The sequence below is a fragment of the Shimia sp. genome, from assembly GCF_022448905.1.
Taxonomy (GTDB): Bacteria; Pseudomonadota; Alphaproteobacteria; order Rhodobacterales; family Rhodobacteraceae; genus Shimia.
In genome coordinates, this window is the sequence record NZ_JAKVCW010000007.1 from 115,158 (window position 1) to 134,241 (window position 19,084).

The following is a 19,084-nucleotide window of genomic DNA, read 5'->3' on the forward strand; positions in this document are numbered from 1 at the left end:
ATAATTGTAGAATTCAGAACCCATCACGCAAAAATAGTCTTCCGCCTTGCATATCCCTATTTCTGCCTGTGAAAATGTAAGTCAATCGGAATAAGCGAATGGACGGTCCAAAATGAATTTGGAAGATATGAGCCGCGAAGCGTTGATTGACCTGCGCGCGCAGATCGATATCCAACTGGAAAAACGCGAAGCCCAACGCAAAACTGATGCGCTGAAAGCCATCGAGGAAGCCGCCGAAAAATACGGCTTCTCTTTGGAAGAGCTGGCCAGCGTCTCCGGCAAAAAGCGCGGCGGGTTGATGAAAGGCGTGCCAAAATACGCCCATCCAGAAGACAAAACCAAAACCTGGACCGGCAAAGGCCGCAAGCCGAAGTGGTTTGACGAAGCCCTAGCAGCAGGCATTGCGCCGGACGCCATGGAAATCTGATCCCGGTTTCCGAGCCAACCGACAAAGCCGGAGTGCGCCATCAGGCCCGCTTCGGCTTTTGCTTTTTCCAGCAGATGTTTTTCAGATTTTTGCCTTGTGCCGCGCTAGAATTTTGACCATCTGATTCACTCTTATACGTTTGCCCAAAGGGCAACGCTCTGCGCCCATAGAAAAACAAAAGGAATTGCCATGACTGTACACATCGGAGCCCAACCCGGAGACATCGCAGAAACCGTTCTTCTGCCAGGCGATCCCTACCGCGCCAAATGGGCGGCGGAGACCTTCCTCACCGATGTGAAACTGGTGAACGAAGTGCGTGGTATGCTCGGCTTCACCGGCATGTGGAAAGGCAACCGTGTCACCATCCACGGCTCCGGCATGGGCATGCCGTCCCTGTCGATCTACGTCAACGAGCTGATCAAGGACTACGGCGCCAAAACCCTGATCCGCATTGGTTCCGCAGGCGGCATGCAGGAGCACGTCAAGGTGCGCGACGTTGTCGTTGCCATGACTGCCTCCACCCTCTCCACCCCATCACGCGGCATCTTTAAGGAGCTGAACTTCGCCCCATGCGCCGATTACGGGCTGTTGCGCGCTGCGGCTGATGCGGCCGAAGCCAAGGGCACCCCAACCCATGTTGGCGGCATCTACAGCTCCGACGTGTTCTATGACGAGCGCCCGGACCTCAACGAACAAATGGTGCGCCACGGCATTCTTGGCGTCGAGATGGAAGCGGCCGAACTTTACAATCTCGCCGCCCGCCACAACGTACGCGCGCTGGCCGTTCTGACCATTTCCGACCACCTTCTGACCGGCGAAGCCCTGCCGTCTGAAGACCGCGAAAAATCCTTCGGCGATATGGTCGAAATCGCGCTCGAAGCCGCCTTCGCCTGATCGGCAACACATCCCTTCAGGCGGCCACGCGCATCTTGCGACAGGCCGCCTGACATGCCACACACGCCCCTAACTGCTGCAGCCGCAGCCACCACAGACAAGGGGCCCTCCATGACACGTGTATTGCAAGCTCAACGCAAGGAACCGGTTTCCGGCGAAACCCGCTCTGCGGTGATTTTCCTGCACGGCTACGGCGCCAACGGCGCGGACCTCATGGGCCTAGCCGATCCGCTGGCCGAGCACCTGCCCGACACGCTCTTCCTCGCGCCAGACGCGCCCGAAGAAATCCCGGGCATGCCGATGGGCCGCCAATGGTTCCCAATCCCCTGGATCGACGGCTCCTCCGAAGAGGAAAGCGAACGCGGCATGATGGCCGCCGTCGAAGACCTCAACGCCTTCCTGGATGCCGTGATGGTCGACGAAGACCTCCTGCCGGAACAGGTTGTGCTCTTTGGTTTCTCGCAAGGCACCATGATGAGCCTGCATGTCGCCCCCCGCCGCGAAGACGAACTCGCCGGCATCGTCGCCTTCTCCGGCCGACTGCTTCAGCCAGACCTGCTCAAGGACGAAGCCATCAGCAAACCGGCGATCCTGCTGGTGCACGGGGACCAGGACGACGTGGTGCCGCCGCAATCCCTGCCTCAGGCCGCCGAAGCCCTGCAAGAGGCCGGCTTCACCGATGTCTACGCCCACATTATGAAAGGCACGGCCCACGGCATTGCACCCGACGGTCTGAGCGTGGCGCTCGCCTTCATGCGCGACAAACTGGGCCTTTAAGGCCACGGCCTGCGCATTTTCGCAGCAATCGCAGTCCCGATAGCGCAAAAGCCTTTTGCGCCATCGGCCCCCTGCGGTAAGAAAACCTAAGATTTGATGTATTGGATTTCACCGTGTTGCACTCTGACAGCCCCAAAACGCCCGCATTCCGCCTGACCTCCAACAGCGCCAAGCTTGCCGGCTTTCTTTGCGCCACCGCTTTGATCCCTGCGACGACTTCGGCCCAAAGCGTCAATCCGCTGGACAACGGTCCAACGCGCATTGTCTCGCTTGAAACAGGCAACCTCTACCCAAAGGGCACGCTGGAGCTGACCGTTGGCGCCCGCCAGACCAGCCCAAGTGACCGCGCAGGCACCGGCAACCAGAACTACCACGGCGGCGGCGTCTACGCCTTCTCCGACCGCTTCAACCTCGGGTTTGAGCTGCAAAACTACATTGATCCGGTGGGTGGCCCAATCAACGGCTTCCCCGGCGTCGGTCCGGAGCGCATTCCACAGCTCGAAACCAACCAGCTCGCGCTTTGGGGCAAATACCAGCTCTACAAAGATGACCGCTGGGCCATCGCCGCCCTTGGATCGGCTGAGGTCTTCACCAAAATGCAGACCGACCTCTGGGGCAACTTTTTCCGCCCGCAATCCAACGTCGCCATCGGCGCGTTAAAAATGCCGATCACCTACACTGCCAATCCAAAGCTACAGGTGCATTTCACCCCGGGCATCACTTTGGGTCCGGATGAAATCGACGGCGGACAATTCTACGGCAATATGGTCACTATGGGCGCCGGTGTGTCCTACAAGGCCCACCCCCGCCTGTCCCTGTTTGGCACCGTCGAATCCTCCGTGGGAAGCCCCAACACCATAGCGAGCAGTGGCGAATGGGTGACCAAACCGGTCTGGTCCGCCGGTGGCCGCTACAACGTCACCCCACGCGTTGCCTTTGAAGGCTATGTGACCAACGGCTTTGGCGTCTCCCCAGCCACAAGCACCTGGACCTTCTGGCCGGACGGCGACCACCTGATGGTTGGCGGCCGCCTGATCTATACGCCGGGCGACAAGCGAGATGAAAGCTACCGCACACTGTCCCTGCCAACGACCCGGCCACAGCTCAACGCCCAGCAGGACGGGTTCACCCTCGGCTCCGCAGCCACGCTGGACCCAGGCCTTGTCCGCGCCGACCTCTGGTACGGCAGCGAAAACAATGCCGGTGCCTCGATTAACTTCAGCCCGGATCGTGACGTTGAGCTGCAGTTCATCTTCGAGCAATTCGCAGACAACGCCACCGCAAACGCCAATCTGGTGCCAACCACAAACGTGCGCTACATGATTGGTCCGAAACTGCGCCTGATGGATCAGAACAACGGCAACCCGTTTTCTCTGGCGGGTCGTATGCTTTACGGCCGACAGATCAGCTCTGCCTCGCAAAAAGTAGGTGTCTTTTATACGGACCTGACAGCCAATTATCGCGCGCGCAACGGGTTCTCCCTCACGGCCAGCCCAAAGATTGCCGCCTGGGGCAGCACGGAACTTGTCGGTCTTGGCATGGGCATTGGATACAATTTTGACAACGGCCTTGAGCTGATGGCGGAAGTCACGCCTATCGGTCGGGACGGCAACGACACCACCTGGGCGGCAGGCGCGCGCTATCACCTTGGCAACTCCGGCTTTTCGGTGGACGCACAGGCGACCAACGCCATCGGCCGCCACGGCATCGGCGGCATGATCGCGCAAGACGAGACCCGCTTTGCTCTTACGCTCTCCAAAACCTTCGACATCTCGGGCGCCAAATTCTGGTAAGCGACCACGGCGCAAAGCTAAACCAACTCCTCACCCCGCCCGTAAAACAGGTGGGGTGAATGCGGTTTAGGCATCTGACGTCATAAATCCGTCACCCATCCATGAAACTCTGCACCTGCCTTATCACAAATGCAGATCACGCATATTGTGAGGCTTGTCAGAGTTGAGACACGAGATATAGTGGTCATAGGCCTCGTGCCACTGCGGCACGAACGCAGCGAGGGAGTACCCTTATGGACGGCGATTTTAGGACGGAATTCACGCGACATCCCGGCGGATTGAAGCATCATCCGGCATTGGTTCTCAATGCAGACTACCGCCCCCTCTCCTACTACCCGCTGTCGCTATGGCCTTGGCAGGACGCGATCAAAGCCGCTTACATGGATCGGGTCGATATCGTGGCCGAATACGACCATGTGGTGCGCAGCCCTTCTACTGAAATCCGGATCCCTTCCGTCGTGGTGCTCAAAGACTATGTGAAATTGCAAAAGCGCGTGGCCTTCACGCGCTTTAATCTTTTTCTGCGGGATGGTTTTTGTTGCCAGTATTGTGGCTCACGGGGCGACTTGACGTTTGACCACGTGATCCCTCGCGCCGCAGGCGGGATCACCAGTTGGGAGAACGTGGTTGCGGCCTGCTCCCCCTGCAATCTCAAAAAGGGCTCCAAAAGCCTCCGGCAAGCCCGCATGAGCCTGCGCAAACCGCCGCGCCAGCCCGGCTCCGAAGAACTGCGCAACATGGGTCGCAAGTTCCCCCCCAACTTCCTGCATGACAGCTGGATGGACTACCTCTATTGGGACGCGGAGCTACAGGCATAAGGCAAAGCACCCTAGCAAAGCAAGTTAGCACCATCTCCGAGTAAGCTTCGATGCTTTACACCGCGGGCATCTGCTGTGTCGCACAATGAATGCCGCCGCCCATTTCTCCCAACAGGTCGACATTCAGCATCACAATGTCGCGCCCCGGATAGTGGCGCGCCAGCGCCGCCCGCGCGATCTCGTCTGTCTCCCGATCACCGAACTCCGCGGCAATGACAGCACCGTTGCAAACGTAGTAATTCGCATAAGATGCGACAAAATCATAACTCTGTACCCGACGTTCATATGGCTCAGGGATCACCTCAACTTCCATCCCTGCCGCCACAAGACGGTCATGGGTCTTGATCCCTGCCAAATGGAAGGGGTCGTGCGGATCCGCGTCATCCGGTAAGTTTATCAAGACGCGACCAGGTCCGGTAAAACGCGCCAAACTGTCGATGTGGTAGTCTGTGATGTCTTCGTTCCAAACCCCTTCTGACCAAATCATCTGCTCTGCACCATAGGCCCGAAGAAGCTTCTCTTCGACCAGGTCACGCGACATCCCCGGGTTGCGGTTTTCATTCACCCAGCTGCTCTCATGCGCCATCAGTAGACCATGGCCGTCTTGCTCAACGCCCCCGGCCTCGCCCCGCAATCCTGATGGCAACAACGGCAGCCCCAGTCTTTCTGCAACCCTTCTGGCTATCTGACTGTCCTGCCGGTTGACCTGCTTCTCCCCCCAACCATTGAACTGAATATGGCTAACGGCTAACTCCTCCTGGCCGTTTGTCACAAAGATCGGCCCAGAATCCCGACACCACAAGTCCTCGGTCGGAATATCCCAAAGTAAAACCGCTTCAGCCAGCATCGCACGCGCTTCGCGATGATCTTCCGCAGCAGCCAGCATGACCACTTCCTCAAACTCGGAAATCGAATTGGCAATATCAGCTATGGTTTGCTGTGCCATTTTTCGAAACACCGGATCAGAGTGAACCTGACGGCTCGCGGGCCATTGCATGAAGGTTCTCTGATGTGGCTCTTCTTCGGCAGGTACAAAGAAACCGCCAGACGCTGCCGAACCCAACGTTCCCCAAAGCCCCGATAGCCCCACCGCACCGCTTGCCAAAATCATTTCTAGACGCATCATCAAATTACCGTCCCTTTTCTCAGTTTCAGCGACGTGCCAAGCCGGCATCCGCCGTGCTTAAACGTTAACGCGGCTCTGCGCCCCAAAACGCGCACCTCCGCGATACAGTCGTGATACCGACACAATACCGACGTGGTTTTTTGAAGGTTAACGCGCCAGTCCGTGGCTTCTATCGTAGCCATTGATCGTGGGCGATTTCCAATCCCTCAAGGTGCCCTCTTCCGGTGCAAACACCTCCACCAACATCGGGTAACACGCCGCCGTGTCGGAGCTGTGCTCACTGGAACAATCGCCCCCCGGACAGGCGCTCAGCGCCCCCAAAAGATCAATCTCGGCAAAGAACTCCAGATAGTCTCCCGGCCGCACGGGACTGGCTTTCATGAAGTATTGCCCGGTGTCGCGCGTGAAGCCGGTGCACATGAAAACATTAAGAACATCATGCACATAGGGCTCTGCCTCCTGCAGCGACATGCCCGTATGCGCTGCCAAAGCACGGGTCAGATTGGAGTGACAGCAATAGTGGTAATGATCCCCCGCCAACAGGTTGCCGGTGTAAGGATCACAGCGCGTGCCAATGACGTCGTGCACCGACCCGCCAAAGGCATCGATGCCGTACCAGCCCAACGTGTCCTCGACGATGGTCGCCATTGGCCGCAAGGTCGGCAGGCTGGTCCACATCCGCTCACCCGTGGTAATGTGCGTACCGTGCAAAGCCCTTGTTTTGCCGGAGAAAAACCGCTCACTCAGGTCTTTGGAATTCCACAGATTCAGGTCCCCAACCTGCGGGCCTTCCACAGAGGAAATCCGAAAAAACTGCCCCGCAGGCACCTCCAAACACCGCGCATCCCGCGCCGGTATCAGAACCTCATCCACCTTTGTGGCAGTCGCACGCGCCGCCTTATAAAGCGCCAATGGCGCCTCCGGCAGAGTCTCATTTGGATAGCAGATCACCGGCTTGATCGCGCGGCGGTCGTCTGCATCGGCGGGGGGCAAAGGCATGTCTGTCATGCCCCGATCCTGCCCCCGACCAGACGGTCTTGCAATGCAAAAAGCCGTGTTATTTCACGGTGATGGTGATCACCTCAGACACCACAGGCGGGTTGTGTGGCACGTGAAATTCATCCCCCAAAACCAGCTGCAATGTGTGCGTGCCAGCAGGCAAATCCAGCGTCACCTCGGTCTGACCTCCACCAAAATGCCGATGGTTGTCGTCCGTTGGCACGCCGTTCTCCATCAATTCCGCATCCTCTGCACCTTCACCAAGCGGCGGGCGGTTGATGAAAATATGGTGATGCCCGGTGTTCTCTTTCTCCGTACCGGCAGGCGCAACCCCCATCCCGGACAGGCCAAAATTCACCACAAACGGTGCCTCCACAGAATCGCCATCGCTGAGGTTGATGAAATACACCTTCGCCCCATCCGGCGACGGCGTTTCCCCTGCAAAGACCTGAGAACTCAGCATAATCGCCAATGCGGCCACAAGTTTCTTCATAACGTTTCCTCCCAACTTTTTAACAATATTGGGAGGATAACACAGATCAGAAAGTGGTCTAGACGCTCCGTCCTGCCGCTCTTCCGGAGAAGATGCAGCCCCCTAAGAAGGTCCCTTCCAAGGCGTTGTAGCCGTGATACCCACCACCGCCAAAGCCCGCGACTTCACCGGCCGCAAACAGCCCCTCAAACGCGCTCCCATCCGGCCGCAACACCTGTCCGGTGACATCCGTGTGCAACCCACCCAGTGATTTGCGTGTTAGGATGTTCAGGCGCACCGCAATCAACGGACCGTTCTTCGGGTCTAGAATGCGATGCGGCTTGGCGGTGCGGATCAGACGGTCTCCCCGATAGTTCCGCGCACCTCGAATGGCGGTCACCTGCGCGTCCTTGCAGTATGCGTTGTCAATCTGGGCATCCCGCGCTTCAATCTGAGAACGGATTTTCTCAAGGGTGACAGGCACATCCGGCGTGATCTTGTTCATACCAGCAACCAACTCTTCCAACGAGTTGGCCACCACGAAATCCTCACCATACTCCTTAAACGCCTCCACCGGCCCCGGCGCGCCTTTGTTCATCAAGCGACGCCTAATCACCTCCGACCACTTGCCAGAGGTCAGGTCCGGGTTCTGCTCAGACCCTGACAAGGCAAACTCTTTTTCGATGATTTTCTGGGTCAGAATGAACCAGCTGTGCTCATGCCCCGTCGCCAAAATCCGTTTCAGCGTCCCCAAACTGTCAAAGCCCGGCAGATACGGCGCTTCCATCCGGTCGCCCAAGGCATCAAACCACATCGAACTTGGCCCCGGCAAAATGCGTATGCCGTGGTTGGGCCAAATCGGATCCCAGTTTGCCAAGCCTTCAGTGTAATGCCACATCCGGTCGCCATTGATGATACCTGCGCCAGCCCCTTCGGCCACCCGCTGCATCTGCCCGTCTACGTAATCCGGTACCCCGGCCACCATGCGCTTTGGTGCCTTACCCAGCCGCTCCTCCGGCCAATATCGCCGCACCATGTCATGGTCGCCGCCAATCCCGCCGGAGGTGATCACCACCGCCTCGGCCCGATGCTCAAACTCGCCGACCACCTCCCGGGAGGTCGAGCGCCCACGCTCCGCACCATCCTGAGAAAGCACCTGCCCACGCACGCCTTTTACAACGCCATTTTCCACAATCAGATCAGTGACTTTGCGCCGGAATGCCAATTCCACACGCCCGCCAGAAATGTGCTCTCTGACCAGCCGCTCAAACGGTGCAACCACACCCGGCCCTGTGCCCCAGGTGATGTGAAACCGCGGCACCGAGTTGCCATGGCCATGCGCCATCTCGCCGCCCCGCTCGGCCCAGCCCACAATCGGAAACCAGCGCATGCCGATGCTTTTCAACCAGCTACGCATCTCCCCCGATGCAAACTCCAGATAAGCCTCCGCCACCTTACGCGGATTGGCATCTTCTGCCCGATCAAACTGCGCCGAGCCCATCCAATCGGCAAGCGCCAATTCCGGGCTGTCCTTGATGCCCATACGCCGCTGTTCCGGCGTATCCACCATGAACAAACCACCTAAAGACCAAAACGCCTGCCCCCCCAGGCTTTGCTCGCCTTCCTGATCCAGCAGCAGCACCTTGCGCCCGCGGCTGGCCGCCTCATTGGCCGCCACAAGCCCTGCCAAGCCGCCGCCCACGATGATCACATCGGTCATGGCTCATCCTCCCCTGTTTCGGGAAAGGCTAGCCGCAGGCGGCCCACAGCAACAAGCCAGACCTAACGTCAGCGCCCTGGAGCAAACAAAAAGCGCCCCGAAAATTCGGATCGCTCCTCATCTCAAGCACATGTGGCTTAGGCAACCTTAACATACTCATAGTAGGTCTCGCTAGACGGTTTCACCTCTGCAATGCGCGGTGGCTGGGTGTAATAGCCATAGGCCTGTTCCAGAACTTCCTGCGCGCGGACGGCAAAATCTTCAGGGCTCTCGTTTTTAGACGCGGACATTGGGGTACTCCATGTAAATCCGGTGTCCTCCCTCGCCCGCCAATTTAAGTTGGATTACGCGCCCGTAAACCGCTGATCCTGCAACGATGCTATGCAAAAATTGCAAATGTATGCGGTGGGATACATCTTTGCCCAAAACAAAAGCCCGCCTGAAACAGACGGGCTTTCGATATTTCTGAAACGGCGCTTTACACGTGACGTTCGATCAGCATCTTCTTGATCTCGCCAATCGCCTTTGCCGGGTTCAGACCTTTCGGGCAAGTCTTGGCACAGTTCATGATGGTGTGGCAGCGGTACAGCTTGAACGGATCTTCCAGTTCGTCCAAGCGCTCGCCCGTGGCTTCATCACGGCTGTCGATGATCCAGCGATAGGCGTGCAGCAACGCCGCTGGGCCGAGGTATTTGTCGCCGTTCCACCAGTAGCTTGGGCAGGAGGTGGAGCAAGACGCGCACATCACACACTCATACAGGCCATCCAGCTTTTTACGATCCTCGATGGACTGGCGCCATTCTTTTGCTGGACGGTTGGTCTTGGTTTCCAGCCACGGCATGATCGACGCGTGCTGCGCGTAAAAGTGGGTCAGATCCGGGATCAGGTCTTTCACAACCGACATGTGTGGCAGCGGGTAGATTTTCACGTCGCCCTTGATCTCATCCAGACCGTAGATACAGGCCAGCGTGTTGATCCCGTCCACGTTCATCGCACAGGAGCCACAGATGCCCTCACGGCAAGAGCGGCGGAAGGTCAGCGTTGGATCAATTTCGTTTTTAATCTTGATCAGCGCGTCCAGCACCATCGGGCCACATTTGTCCATGTCGAGGAAATATGTGTCGATCTGCGGATTCTTACCGTCATCCGGGTTCCAGCGGTAAATGCGGAACTTACGCACGTTGGTCGCACCTTCTGGCTTGGGCCAGGTCTTGCCAGTCACAATCCGGCTGTTCTTGGGGAGGGCAAATTCGACCATGGTCTTTCCTTCCTATACGTGGGCGCGCGCGATGCGCATACCTTCGTTCCTGTTCAGGCTTTCTGTGATGGCATCGGACCATCGGCAAAAAGCGTTTGATTGTTCTTAATCAGCTCGGCCACCTGCTTGCGGGCGGGCTGCGCGAGCGCCAACTCGTTGAGTTGGCGCATAAACTCTAAGGCCCCGGGGTTGAGGCTCTGGTTGGACCGCCCGGCCAGCGGCTCTAGCGTATCGATCTCGGCATCGGTCAATCCGGCAAAGCGCAACAGCTGCCGCCCCGGCCGTTCAGGCGTGGTCTCGTCTTCCAGCGCAAACACACGCACGCGGTCCGCCCCCACCAGACCTTCCATCTCGGCCTGAACAGCGCCCCAGCCCCGGCTGTCTGCGGTTTCGGCCAGGAAATTCTCCAGCGTGCCCGCATAGCCATCGGACTTCACTGCCTGATTGTGCACGCTGCGCTTCCAGCCCTGCATCTCCCGGGTGTAGAGCACGTAGTCCGGTACAAACGGCGCCAGATACTGTTCAAACAAGCGCAGGATGTTGGACAAACTCGGGAACACCTCCCGCACGTCCGAACGCCCCATCATCGCACCACAGATGTTCTCGTGGCTGATGACACAGACCCGATCGTCACCGTCCAGCTCATCACGCACCTGCCTTATCAGCGCGACAAGGTCCGCCTCATGTTTCGCAGGCCGCATACTGTACAGCGTGCAGGTCCGCCCCAACTCCCGCGTCAGAGAGCCTTTGGACGGAACACGAATATCCAACCGTTCCGCCAAAGCGTCCCGGTTGCGCGCCAGAAAGCGGTGCAGCGAGGTGGACCCTGTCTTCTGGGCCCCAATATGCACAATCACGCGACGCGAGGACATCACAGGTCCTCCCGCAGCACAGCGTGCAGATCATATGCCATACAGCTTACCGGCAATAGCGGCTCCCACCGTGCATCACGTCCGCATGTTTGGGACAGCCGGTCGCGACATCAATCTGCTTGCCGCTCCGGAAATTCGGATCTGCCAGCTGGTCACAGGACATCTTGTACTTGATCCCCCGGCCAATAGACGCCCCACCAACACCGGCACCAAACAGCAGCCAGAATTCGTTGGCGGTGCCCACAGCGGCAAATGTCGCAGCCGTGACAATCGTGCCCACGATCAAATGCGCGTTGCCTTTGCGACGGCATTGCGCCACCAACTCTTTGCGCGCCTCATTGCTCGTGGACAGCGCCGCGCTGAACTGCACATCATAAGTGTCCGCCAGACAATCGTTGATTTTCACAACGCCTGCCTCGGTACCACCTGTGGCGGCCATAACGGTTGGCACCTCTTTGTGCACCGCCACCAGATAGCTGCCAGGCGCATGGGTTTTGGGCATACACGACTGCACCTGATCAACAACAACAGAGGTCTCTGCCGAAACCTGTGTCGCCAAACCGGCCACAGCCATGCAAATTCCAAAACCCAGCGCTTTCATCAGAACGTCCGTGCCTTTGGTGCAATTTTCTTCAGGCTGATACCGCCCTCATCTTCGTTTGTCAGAGGATCAACGATCACTGGGCGGTAGCTCAGGTCCACTTTGGTACCGGTTTCATCAACACGGCTCACAGTGTGCACCCGCCAGTTCTCGTCATCCCGATCGGGATAGTCCTCATGCGCATGCGCGCCGCGGCTTTCATGGCGGGCTTCTGCCGAAACGATAGTTGAAATCGCCGACGGCATCAGGTTGGTCAGCTCCAGCGTTTCCATCAGGTCTGAGTTCCACACAAGCGACGTATCCGTCACGTGTAGATCGCCCATCTTGCCCGCGATTTCCGTCATTGCCTCAACGCCTTCTTTCATCGTCTTGGCGGTCCGGAAAACAGCCGCGTCGCGCTGCATGGTTTTCTGCATTTCCAAACGCAGATCGGCCGTCGGGATTGCGCCCTTGGCGTACCGCAGGCTGTCAAAGCGCTCAAACGCCTTGTCGATCTGATGCTGCGGCGGTGTTGGCACCGGCGCATCCCGATCCACAACCTGCCCAGCGCGGATCGCGGCTGCACGGCCGAACACCACAAGGTCAATCAGAGAGTTCGAGCCCAAACGGTTGGCACCGTGTACCGATGCACAGCCCGCTTCACCCGCCGCCATAAGGCCTGGTACAATTTTTGTTGGATCGTCAGTTGTTGGATCCAGCACCTCACCCCAATAGTTGGTTGGGATGCCACCCATGTTGTAGTGCACCGTTGGCAGAACCGGGATCGGCTCTTTGGTCACATCAACGCCGGCAAAAATTTTCGCACTTTCGGAGATGCCTGGCAGACGCTCCGCCAGAGCATCAGCGGGCAAATGGCTCAGGTTCAGGTGAATGTGATCGCCTTCGTCGCCCACACCACGGCCCTCTCGGATTTCCATGGTCATAGAGCGAGACACGTAGTCACGCGGCGCGAGGTCCTTATACTGCGGCGCATAGCGTTCCATGAAGCGCTCGCCTTCCGAGTTGGTCAGGTATCCACCTTCACCACGTGCGCCCTCGGTGATCAGACAGCCAGAGCCGTAGATGCCGGTCGGGTGGAATTGCACAAATTCAAGGTCCTGCATCGGCAGGCCAGCACGCATTACCATGCCGCCACCGTCACCTGTACATGTATGCGCAGATGTTGCGGAGAAGTAGGCGCGACCGTAGCCACCGGTTGCCAGCACAACCATCTTGGCGTGGAACACGTGCATGGTGCCGTCATCCAGCTTCCAGCACACCACCCCCTGACACTGCCCATCGTCAGACATCAGCAGGTCAATCGCGAAGTATTCAATGTAGAATTCGGCGTTGTTCTTGACCGACTGACCATAGAGCGTGTGCAGGATCGCGTGGCCGGTCCGGTCCGCTGCCGCACAGGTCCGCTGTACCGCAGGCCCTTCACCAAACTCGGTGGTGTGACCACCAAACGGACGCTGGTAAATCTTGCCTTCCTCAGTCCGGGAGAACGGCACACCATAGTGGTCCAGTTCGTAAACCGCCTTTGGCGCTTCACGTGCGAGGTATTCCATCGCATCTGTATCGCCCAGCCAGTCAGAGCCCTTCACAGTGTCATACATGTGCCACTGCCAGTTGTCCGGCCCCATGTTGGACAGGGACGCCGCGATACCACCCTGCGCCGCAACCGTATGCGAGCGGGTCGGGAAAACTTTGGTCACACACGCGGTGCGCAGGCCTTGTTCTGCCATACCCAACGTCGCGCGCAGACCGGCGCCGCCAGCGCCCACCACCACGACATCATATTCGTGGGTTTCATATTCATATGCTGCAGTCATCTTCTTAGATCCTCACGCAGGGGTCACAGGGCGAGCTTCACAAGCGCAAACAGGCTTGCTGCGATCAACGCAAAGCAAAACGCCTTATTTGCCACCAGCAACAGTTTGCCAGCCGTGCCATGCACATAGTCTTCAATCGCTTCCTGTGCTTCGGCCATAAGCTGCACCAGGCCAATAACCAGACCAAGGCCAGTTACAATCGCGGGGAACGGACGGCTGAAGTAGGCGATCACCTCTTCATAGGACCCGCCAATGCCAAACCCGACGGTGAAGATGAATAACGGTGCCAGAACGCCCATGATCACAGAGCGCACCAGCATCTGCCAATGCCCCTCTGTTCCAGAGCGACCAGAACCCAGGCCCATCGCACGTTTGCGGTCAGTCAGATATCGCATTCTGTCTCTCCTTACACCACAAGCACGGTGATGATGGTCAGCACAGTTGCGCCGACAAACATGCCCAGGCCCATGCGTTCGGACGTTTTCACGTCAAAGCAATAGCCCAGATCCCAAACCACGTGACGCAAGCGCCCCAGCGTGTGATACCACAGGCCCCAGGTTGCCGCGGTCAGCACCAGCCCACCAAGCCAGCTGCGCACCAAGCCATCGATCAACGCGAAGGCACTCTCTGAGCTTGCAGCAGCCAAAAGCCACCACACAACAAACAGAGCGACACCCAGCACGCCGAGACCACTAATGCGAACCATGATGGACGACCCGGAGGTCATCTGTGGACGGTAAATACTCAAATGAGGCGAAAGCGGGCGGTTGCCCCGATTGACATCGGCCATATTGGCTCCTTTCCGGTTAGCTGAGTTCGTTTTACCGCTTTTTTGCATCTTGTCACGGTTACGATACCCTAAATACCGTGGTTTTTTGGCGCAATACCATGGATTTTTTTGCTTTTGTGATCACGCATTTTTAAATGTGATCACATAGATGAACTTAACTCTTTTTGTCGGGAAATTCTAAGGCAGTTTTGTGGAATCTGTGAACAACAGGCCGCTTGGCCATGTTTGCGCTCACAATTGCAACACCAAAACTGAGCTTCATTCTAAGGCAGACAACTGCTGCGCCACCTCCCGCACCAGCTTTTGCCGAATTCGTTTGGGGTATTCTTCAAAGCCATTGGCCGTCACCACAAACGCCCCAGGCCCTGTGATCACATTTTCCCAATAGTATCCAGTGAGGTCCTCTTCATCCGTTTCGATGACCAACCCATTGACCGTCGCCCCCATAATCCCAAGCCGCTTACGCCCCTCATCCGGCGCTGAGCCTTCATTGGACGGCCCATCTCCGGACACATCCAGAACCATACGACGACACGTCGGCCCCACCTCAAACTCCTGTGCCGCCCGCGTCAGCGCATCTCCAATTGCTGTGGAGTATCGCCGCCATCCCCGAGGCGCGGCGTCCACCGCCGCCGCCAAGGCCGCCGCCTCTGCCCCATTGCGCACCCGCATCCAGGGCACCGACATCACCTGACGGTCCGCCCCGGTCCATTGCATCACCGCCACCGCCGCTTCCGCCTTGATCAAGGCCTCCACCACAATGCCGTCGCGCAATCCTGCCGCCAGTCCGCCCATTTGAATGTCATATTCCGACGCATCCACGCTGCCAGACACATCCACCGCCAACAACAACGCCAGATCGCAGGCACGGGCCATAGGGGCCTGGGCACAAAGCAAAAGTAAAAAGCAAAGCCGTAGGATCATACCGCCACCTTAGCGCAGGTCGCGTAAAAATCCTCTCACGTCCTTGTGTGGCTCACATCTCCGGCGACATCTCCACCAGCGCATCAGCAAACTCGGTACACATCACGATCTCGACCCGCTGCGGATCGTAATAGGCATTGGCCTCGCCACAGGGGATCACAGAAATCAGCAAATCCTCAGGCAGGCGGAACTCTTGATTGAGCGCCGCGACCTCTGCCCGCACAACGTCCGCCGTCAGCGAACCGCCATCGCTGTCCACTTCAAAATCGCCCAACGCCAGGGTTTTGCCACCCTTGTCATGCACAATCTCATCCAACGCCCCGCCCCAACTTTGCGCCGCCTGATCGTACTCTTCCGGACAGTATTCGGCGCGCTCTTCCGGCAGCCCAAGATCCTGTGCAACGTCTTCGCGCTCTTCGGGATTGGCCCCATAAAAAAGGCACACGGTGTTGTAATAGCGCTGCAAATCCGGGCCATGCACGTCCCAGAAAGCAATCTCTGAGTTTGCCTCTGCCTCCCCAAGGAAGCCAAAGGCCGCATCATAGGCCAGCTGCACCGCACTCTCTTCTTCATAGAACGCGTCGATTAGAAAAATCGACAACACATCCGCCGCATCTTCCTCTTGCCCAAAGATTGGCAAACCCAAAATGTCGATCAGCGCATGCCCCAGCTCATGATAAAAAATCCCAAGCAGGTTACTTTCAACATAAGCGATGGTGTCATCGCTCGTGGTGTCAAAGGAAAGCTCGGCCTGTGCGGGACAGGCCAGAGCAAGTGCGGCGGCGGTGCAAAGAGGTCTCAACATGAGACTGATCACATCGGCATCAACGCCCAATAGTCAAGGTCAAGCAGCACATCCGGCTGGTATTTCCCGTCCTCGCCTTTGAGCGCAAACGGCTCCCCGCCTTTTGTCGCGACCAGACGCAAGCGGATCGCACCTACACCCGGTGCGGAGGTCTCCGCTTTGTCCAGTACCTCAGACCACGCTTTGACCGTCAGACCAGAGAACGCCGGGTTAGCATGCGCGCCACCGTTCAGGCCAACAATCATCTGTGCGTTGGCCAGACCGTTGAAGCTCAGCGCGCGCGCCAAGGAAATGATATGCCCGCCATAGATCAGGCGCTGCCCATCTGGACGGAAAGTCGCATCAAAATGCACCTTGGCGGTGTTCTGCCACAACCGCGTCGCCATCATGTGCTCGGCTTCCTCCAGCGTCACACCATCAACGTGATCAATGGTCTCGCCAACCTCATAATCGCTCCAGCGATGGGCTTCCCCCGCCTGCGCAAAATCATAGTTGGAAAAATCCAGCCCCTCCGGGATCACCAGATCGGCAGGATCAATCACTTTGGAGAGCTCCGGCACCACCGTCTCTGGCGCCGGGGCATCCACATCGCGTTTGCGCACCATAACCCAGCGCACATATTCCATGACAACCTCGTCACGCTGGTTCATGCCGCGTGTACGCACATAAACCACGCCGGTTTTGCCGTTGGAATTCTGTTTCAAACCAATCACTTCGGATGTGCTGCGCAACGTGTCCCCGGCATACACCGGTTTCAGCCAGCGCCCCTCGGCATAGCCGAGGTTTGCCACTGCATTGAGCGACACATCCGGGACCGTTTTGCCAAAGACCACGTGAAACGCCGCCAGATCATCAAGCGGCGACTGCGGCAGGCCAGAGGCCCGCGCAAACTCGTCACTCGAGTACAGCGCATGACGCGCGGGATAGAGCGCATGGTACAGCGCCCGCTCCCCTGCCCCCACGGTGCGTGGCACCGCGTGCTCGATCACTTGACCCAGCGTGTAGTCTTCAAAAAACCGGCCCGGATTGGTCTTGGCCATCAGTGTTCTCCCAGTTTGGTCTCCGGGGTGTAGGTGCCGTCCACTTCCTTCACGACCGCCTGACCACAGCGCATAACGCCGGTGGCCTGACAGAAGGTCTGTGTTGGAGAGCCATGCAGCTCCCACCCCTTGTTAAGCGCGTCCGTCACCTTGTGACAAAACGCCGATGTGTCTTCCTCAGATAGAAAACGATAAAGTTTCATGCTGTTAGCCTCCAAATACCGGGTAACCGAGCCAGGTGTGCACCCAGCCGATTGCCGCCATTAGCACAAGGGAGGCCACAAAGAACATGCCGTCTTTGGCAATGCTGCCGGTTTCTGTGGGCGTCCAGTCCGGTTCCGCGCGGTTGATCACCACAATCTCCAGCACGGCCCAAAGCAACAGACCGCCAAACAGGATCAGCGAGGCCACATCGCCATTCACCAACAGATGCGCAAACGCCCACAGTCCAAAGCCCGTCAGCTGCGGATGGCGCATGTTGTTGAACAACTTGCCTTTGCGTGGCGCCGGGCTCATCAGGAAGATCGCGATCAGCACCAACAGATTGTTGATGTGACGCAGGAAGCTCTCCGGGTACCAAACGTCGATATGCGGCGCCATGCGGAAGCCAAAGATCATCAGCACCACCGAGACCAGCAACGCGAGGGCCACAGGCCCGCGTCCCTTGTCGCCCATACTTGCGCGCACCTCCGGCATAGCCCGTCTGAACAAATGGGCTCCGGCCCACAATAGCACTCCCAAAACCAATAATGTCATCTTGCTCCCTCGCTGGATTAAGACGCACGAACTGCCTCGTGCGTCACTCTTGCTATGGGATTAGAGTTAGCCTTCCAGCGCGGCGATTGCATCTGCCTTCGCCAAAATTTCACGCGCGGTGACAACGTGCAGGTTTTCGACAATCTTGCCATCCACCACGGCCACGCCCTGCCCGCTGGCTTCACACTCCTCAAACGCCGCAATCTGTCGCTTCGCCAGATCGATCTCGGCCTCGCTTGGCGCAAAGGCCGCATTGGCCACATCTACCTGCGCCGGATGGATCAGTGTTTTGCCGTCAAAGCCCATGTCTCGGCCCTGATCACATTCCACCTTCAGCCCATCCGCATCTTTGAACGCGTTGTAGACGCCATCGACGATCACAATGCCTTCGGCCTTTGCGGCCAGAAGGCACAGACCAAGCCCTGCCATCATCGGCAAACGATCCGGGCGGAAACGGGTTTGCAGTTCTTTGGCAAGGTCATTGGTGCCCATCACAAAGCCGGTGAGCTGAGGGTGCGCCGCAATCTCCGCCGCACTCAACATGCCGCGCGGTGTTTCCATCATCGCCCAAATCGGCTTGTCGCCGATCAATGCGGCCAACGCGTCAACTTGCGCCGCACTTTCCACCTTAGGCAACAGCACCGCATCGCAATCCATAGACGCCGCAGCCTTGGCGTCCGCTTCGCCCCATTGGGTGTCCAGACCATTGATCCGCACAATCCGCATCCGGCTGCCATACCCGCCCTGAGTCAGCGCATCGGCCAATGTGGCACGGGCGTTTTCCTTCTCATCCGGTGCCACAGCATCTTCCAGATCAAAGATGATGGCATCCACCGGCAACCCGCGTGCTTTTTCCAAAGCGCGGTCCTTGGACCCGGGAATGTAAAGAACCGAACGATAGGGGCGCGCGCGCTGATCCATGACTCTCTCCGCAATTATGTTGCGCAGAGAGGTGCATTTTTCTCAGAAAACTTCAAGAATATTTTTGCCGCATCGCAGAAAAGTCTCGCGCCTTCTCAAGCAGATGCGCCAAATGTCGCGCTTTTGGAAACAATAAAATCGTTACGTTAACCATTTTTAAGCCCCGACCTGCGCACACTCATCCCATCGCTTCCTGTGGGAGGAACGCAAAGACGGTTCAAAAGGACCGCGATCATAAGAAGAGGCGAGAGCTTTGAAATCCATGGCGTGCAAAAGG

At 57.9% G+C, this 19,084-nt stretch carries 22 protein-coding genes; 5 read left to right on the plus strand and 17 right to left on the minus strand.

All coding sequences use genetic code 11. The features are described 5' to 3' along the window. Positions 1 to 112 precede the first annotated feature (112 nt). From MK208_RS10305 to MK208_RS10325, 5 genes are all read left to right on the plus strand, one after another. Positions 113 to 427, plus strand: coding sequence for an H-NS histone family protein (locus MK208_RS10305; protein ID WP_294116392.1), 315 nt, complete (start codon positions 113 to 115; stop codon positions 425 to 427). Positions 428 to 616: 189 nt separating this feature from the next. Then, positions 617 to 1,321: a purine-nucleoside phosphorylase gene (gene deoD / locus MK208_RS10310; protein ID WP_294116393.1), complete on the plus strand. Its 705-nt coding sequence runs from the start codon at positions 617 to 619 to the stop codon at positions 1,319 to 1,321. A gap of 111 nt (positions 1,322 to 1,432) precedes the next feature. Next, positions 1,433 to 2,098: an alpha/beta fold hydrolase gene (locus tag MK208_RS10315; protein ID WP_294116394.1), complete on the plus strand. Its 666-nt coding sequence runs from the start codon at positions 1,433 to 1,435 to the stop codon at positions 2,096 to 2,098. Between the two features lie 113 nt (positions 2,099 to 2,211). Continuing rightward, on the plus strand, positions 2,212 to 3,891 hold the full coding sequence (locus MK208_RS10320; protein ID WP_294116396.1) for a hypothetical protein: 1,680 nt from the start codon (positions 2,212 to 2,214) through the stop codon (positions 3,889 to 3,891). Positions 3,892 to 4,124: 233 nt separating this feature from the next. Continuing rightward, the gene (locus MK208_RS10325) at positions 4,125 to 4,709 is read left to right on the plus strand and encodes an HNH endonuclease (protein ID WP_294116398.1); all 585 of its coding nucleotides are present in this window, start codon (positions 4,125 to 4,127) and stop codon (positions 4,707 to 4,709) included. Positions 4,710 to 4,764: 55 nt separating this feature from the next. Here MK208_RS10325 and MK208_RS10330 read toward each other — a convergent pair whose 3' ends face one another. The 17 genes from MK208_RS10330 to MK208_RS10410 form a co-directional block, all read right to left on the minus strand. Then, on the minus strand, positions 4,765 to 5,835 hold the full coding sequence (locus MK208_RS10330; RefSeq protein ID WP_294116399.1) for an agmatine deiminase family protein: 1,071 nt from the start codon (positions 5,833 to 5,835) through the stop codon (positions 4,765 to 4,767). A gap of 147 nt (positions 5,836 to 5,982) precedes the next feature. Continuing rightward, a complete protein-coding gene (locus MK208_RS10335; protein WP_294116400.1) occupies positions 5,983 to 6,843 on the minus strand; it encodes a DUF1989 domain-containing protein in 861 nt (286 codons plus the stop codon). Between the two features lie 49 nt (positions 6,844 to 6,892). Beyond that, the gene (locus MK208_RS10340) at positions 6,893 to 7,327 is read right to left on the minus strand and encodes a DUF4399 domain-containing protein (RefSeq protein ID WP_294116401.1); all 435 of its coding nucleotides are present in this window, start codon (positions 7,325 to 7,327) and stop codon (positions 6,893 to 6,895) included. 58 nt (positions 7,328 to 7,385) lie between these two features. Next, a complete protein-coding gene (locus MK208_RS10345) occupies positions 7,386 to 9,026 on the minus strand; it encodes an FAD-binding dehydrogenase (protein ID WP_294116402.1) in 1,641 nt (546 codons plus the stop codon). 137 nt (positions 9,027 to 9,163) lie between these two features. Continuing rightward, positions 9,164 to 9,316, minus strand: coding sequence for a hypothetical protein (locus MK208_RS10350; RefSeq protein WP_294116404.1), 153 nt, complete (start codon positions 9,314 to 9,316; stop codon positions 9,164 to 9,166). A 188-nt stretch (positions 9,317 to 9,504) separates the two neighbouring features. After that, positions 9,505 to 10,284, minus strand: coding sequence for a succinate dehydrogenase iron-sulfur subunit (locus MK208_RS10355; protein WP_294116405.1), 780 nt, complete (start codon positions 10,282 to 10,284; stop codon positions 9,505 to 9,507). 53 nt (positions 10,285 to 10,337) lie between these two features. Beyond that, the gene (locus MK208_RS10360) at positions 10,338 to 11,156 is read right to left on the minus strand and encodes a hypothetical protein (protein WP_294116406.1); all 819 of its coding nucleotides are present in this window, start codon (positions 11,154 to 11,156) and stop codon (positions 10,338 to 10,340) included. A gap of 46 nt (positions 11,157 to 11,202) precedes the next feature. Beyond that, positions 11,203 to 11,757, minus strand: a complete 555-nt coding sequence (locus MK208_RS10365; protein ID WP_294116407.1) for a hypothetical protein — start codon at positions 11,755 to 11,757, stop codon at positions 11,203 to 11,205. Next, positions 11,757 to 13,571, minus strand: a complete 1,815-nt coding sequence (sdhA, locus tag MK208_RS10370) for a succinate dehydrogenase flavoprotein subunit (protein WP_294116412.1) — start codon at positions 13,569 to 13,571, stop codon at positions 11,757 to 11,759. Before sdhA ends, MK208_RS10365 begins: the two co-directional genes overlap by 1 nt. A 23-nt stretch (positions 13,572 to 13,594) precedes the next feature. Further along, complete coding sequence (locus tag MK208_RS10375) at positions 13,595 to 13,966, minus strand: succinate dehydrogenase, hydrophobic membrane anchor protein (RefSeq protein WP_294116413.1); 372 nt, start codon at positions 13,964 to 13,966, stop codon at positions 13,595 to 13,597. Between the two features lie 11 nt (positions 13,967 to 13,977). Beyond that, a complete protein-coding gene (sdhC, locus tag MK208_RS10380) occupies positions 13,978 to 14,361 on the minus strand; it encodes a succinate dehydrogenase, cytochrome b556 subunit (RefSeq protein ID WP_294116414.1) in 384 nt (127 codons plus the stop codon). 258 nt (positions 14,362 to 14,619) lie between these two features. Then, positions 14,620 to 15,237 (minus strand): DUF1194 domain-containing protein, encoded by a 618-nt coding sequence (locus MK208_RS10385; protein WP_294116415.1) that lies wholly within the window; start codon positions 15,235 to 15,237, stop codon positions 14,620 to 14,622. A gap of 100 nt (positions 15,238 to 15,337) precedes the next feature. Continuing rightward, entirely contained in the window at positions 15,338 to 16,090 is a 753-nt protein-coding gene (locus MK208_RS10390; RefSeq protein WP_294116416.1) for a DUF4344 domain-containing metallopeptidase, read from the minus strand. A gap of 8 nt (positions 16,091 to 16,098) precedes the next feature. Continuing rightward, the gene (locus MK208_RS10395; protein WP_294116418.1) at positions 16,099 to 17,130 is read right to left on the minus strand and encodes a MaoC family dehydratase; all 1,032 of its coding nucleotides are present in this window, start codon (positions 17,128 to 17,130) and stop codon (positions 16,099 to 16,101) included. Next, entirely contained in the window at positions 17,130 to 17,333 is a 204-nt protein-coding gene (locus MK208_RS10400; protein ID WP_294116420.1) for a DUF1737 domain-containing protein, read from the minus strand. Before MK208_RS10400 ends, MK208_RS10395 begins: the two co-directional genes overlap by 1 nt. A 4-nt stretch (positions 17,334 to 17,337) precedes the next feature. After that, entirely contained in the window at positions 17,338 to 17,886 is a 549-nt protein-coding gene (locus MK208_RS10405) for an NnrU family protein (protein ID WP_294116422.1), read from the minus strand. Positions 17,887 to 17,952: 66 nt separating this feature from the next. Continuing rightward, positions 17,953 to 18,807, minus strand: a complete 855-nt coding sequence (locus MK208_RS10410) for a CoA ester lyase (RefSeq protein ID WP_294116423.1) — start codon at positions 18,805 to 18,807, stop codon at positions 17,953 to 17,955. Between the last annotated feature and the right edge of the window lie 277 nt (positions 18,808 to 19,084).

Bases quoted from the DNA above. Each gene is read 5' to 3' on its own strand.
- sdhA (WP_294116412.1), bottom strand. From the start codon at position 13,571: ATGACTGCAGCATATGAATATGAAACCCACGAATATGATGTCGTGGTG.
- MK208_RS10345 (WP_294116402.1), bottom strand. From the start codon at position 9,026: ATGACCGATGTGATCATCGTGGGCGGCGGCTTGGCAGGGCTTGTGGCG.
- sdhC (WP_294116414.1), bottom strand. From the start codon at position 14,361: ATGGCCGATGTCAATCGGGGCAACCGCCCGCTTTCGCCTCATTTGAGT.
- MK208_RS10375 (WP_294116413.1), bottom strand. From the start codon at position 13,966: ATGCGATATCTGACTGACCGCAAACGTGCGATGGGCCTGGGTTCTGGT.
- MK208_RS10350 (WP_294116404.1), bottom strand. From the start codon at position 9,316: ATGTCCGCGTCTAAAAACGAGAGCCCTGAAGATTTTGCCGTCCGCGCG.
- MK208_RS10400 (WP_294116420.1), bottom strand. From the start codon at position 17,333: ATGAAACTTTATCGTTTTCTATCTGAGGAAGACACATCGGCGTTTTGT.
- MK208_RS10340 (WP_294116401.1), bottom strand. From the start codon at position 7,327: ATGAAGAAACTTGTGGCCGCATTGGCGATTATGCTGAGTTCTCAGGTC.
- MK208_RS10360 (WP_294116406.1), bottom strand. From the start codon at position 11,156: ATGTCCTCGCGTCGCGTGATTGTGCATATTGGGGCCCAGAAGACAGGG.
- MK208_RS10305 (WP_294116392.1), top strand. From the start codon at position 113: ATGAATTTGGAAGATATGAGCCGCGAAGCGTTGATTGACCTGCGCGCG.
- deoD (WP_294116393.1), top strand. From the start codon at position 617: ATGACTGTACACATCGGAGCCCAACCCGGAGACATCGCAGAAACCGTT.
- MK208_RS10385 (WP_294116415.1), bottom strand. From the start codon at position 15,237: ATGGCCCGTGCCTGCGATCTGGCGTTGTTGTTGGCGGTGGATGTGTCT.
- MK208_RS10365 (WP_294116407.1), bottom strand. From the start codon at position 11,757: ATGAAAGCGCTGGGTTTTGGAATTTGCATGGCTGTGGCCGGTTTGGCG.
- MK208_RS10405 (WP_294116422.1), bottom strand. From the start codon at position 17,886: ATGACATTATTGGTTTTGGGAGTGCTATTGTGGGCCGGAGCCCATTTG.
- MK208_RS10395 (WP_294116418.1), bottom strand. From the start codon at position 17,130: ATGGCCAAGACCAATCCGGGCCGGTTTTTTGAAGACTACACGCTGGGT.
- MK208_RS10325 (WP_294116398.1), top strand. From the start codon at position 4,125: ATGGACGGCGATTTTAGGACGGAATTCACGCGACATCCCGGCGGATTG.
- MK208_RS10410 (WP_294116423.1), bottom strand. From the start codon at position 18,807: ATGGATCAGCGCGCGCGCCCCTATCGTTCGGTTCTTTACATTCCCGGG.
- MK208_RS10355 (WP_294116405.1), bottom strand. From the start codon at position 10,284: ATGGTCGAATTTGCCCTCCCCAAGAACAGCCGGATTGTGACTGGCAAG.
- MK208_RS10315 (WP_294116394.1), top strand. From the start codon at position 1,433: ATGACACGTGTATTGCAAGCTCAACGCAAGGAACCGGTTTCCGGCGAA.
- MK208_RS10390 (WP_294116416.1), bottom strand. From the start codon at position 16,090: ATGTTGAGACCTCTTTGCACCGCCGCCGCACTTGCTCTGGCCTGTCCC.
- MK208_RS10335 (WP_294116400.1), bottom strand. From the start codon at position 6,843: ATGACAGACATGCCTTTGCCCCCCGCCGATGCAGACGACCGCCGCGCG.
- MK208_RS10330 (WP_294116399.1), bottom strand. From the start codon at position 5,835: ATGATGCGTCTAGAAATGATTTTGGCAAGCGGTGCGGTGGGGCTATCG.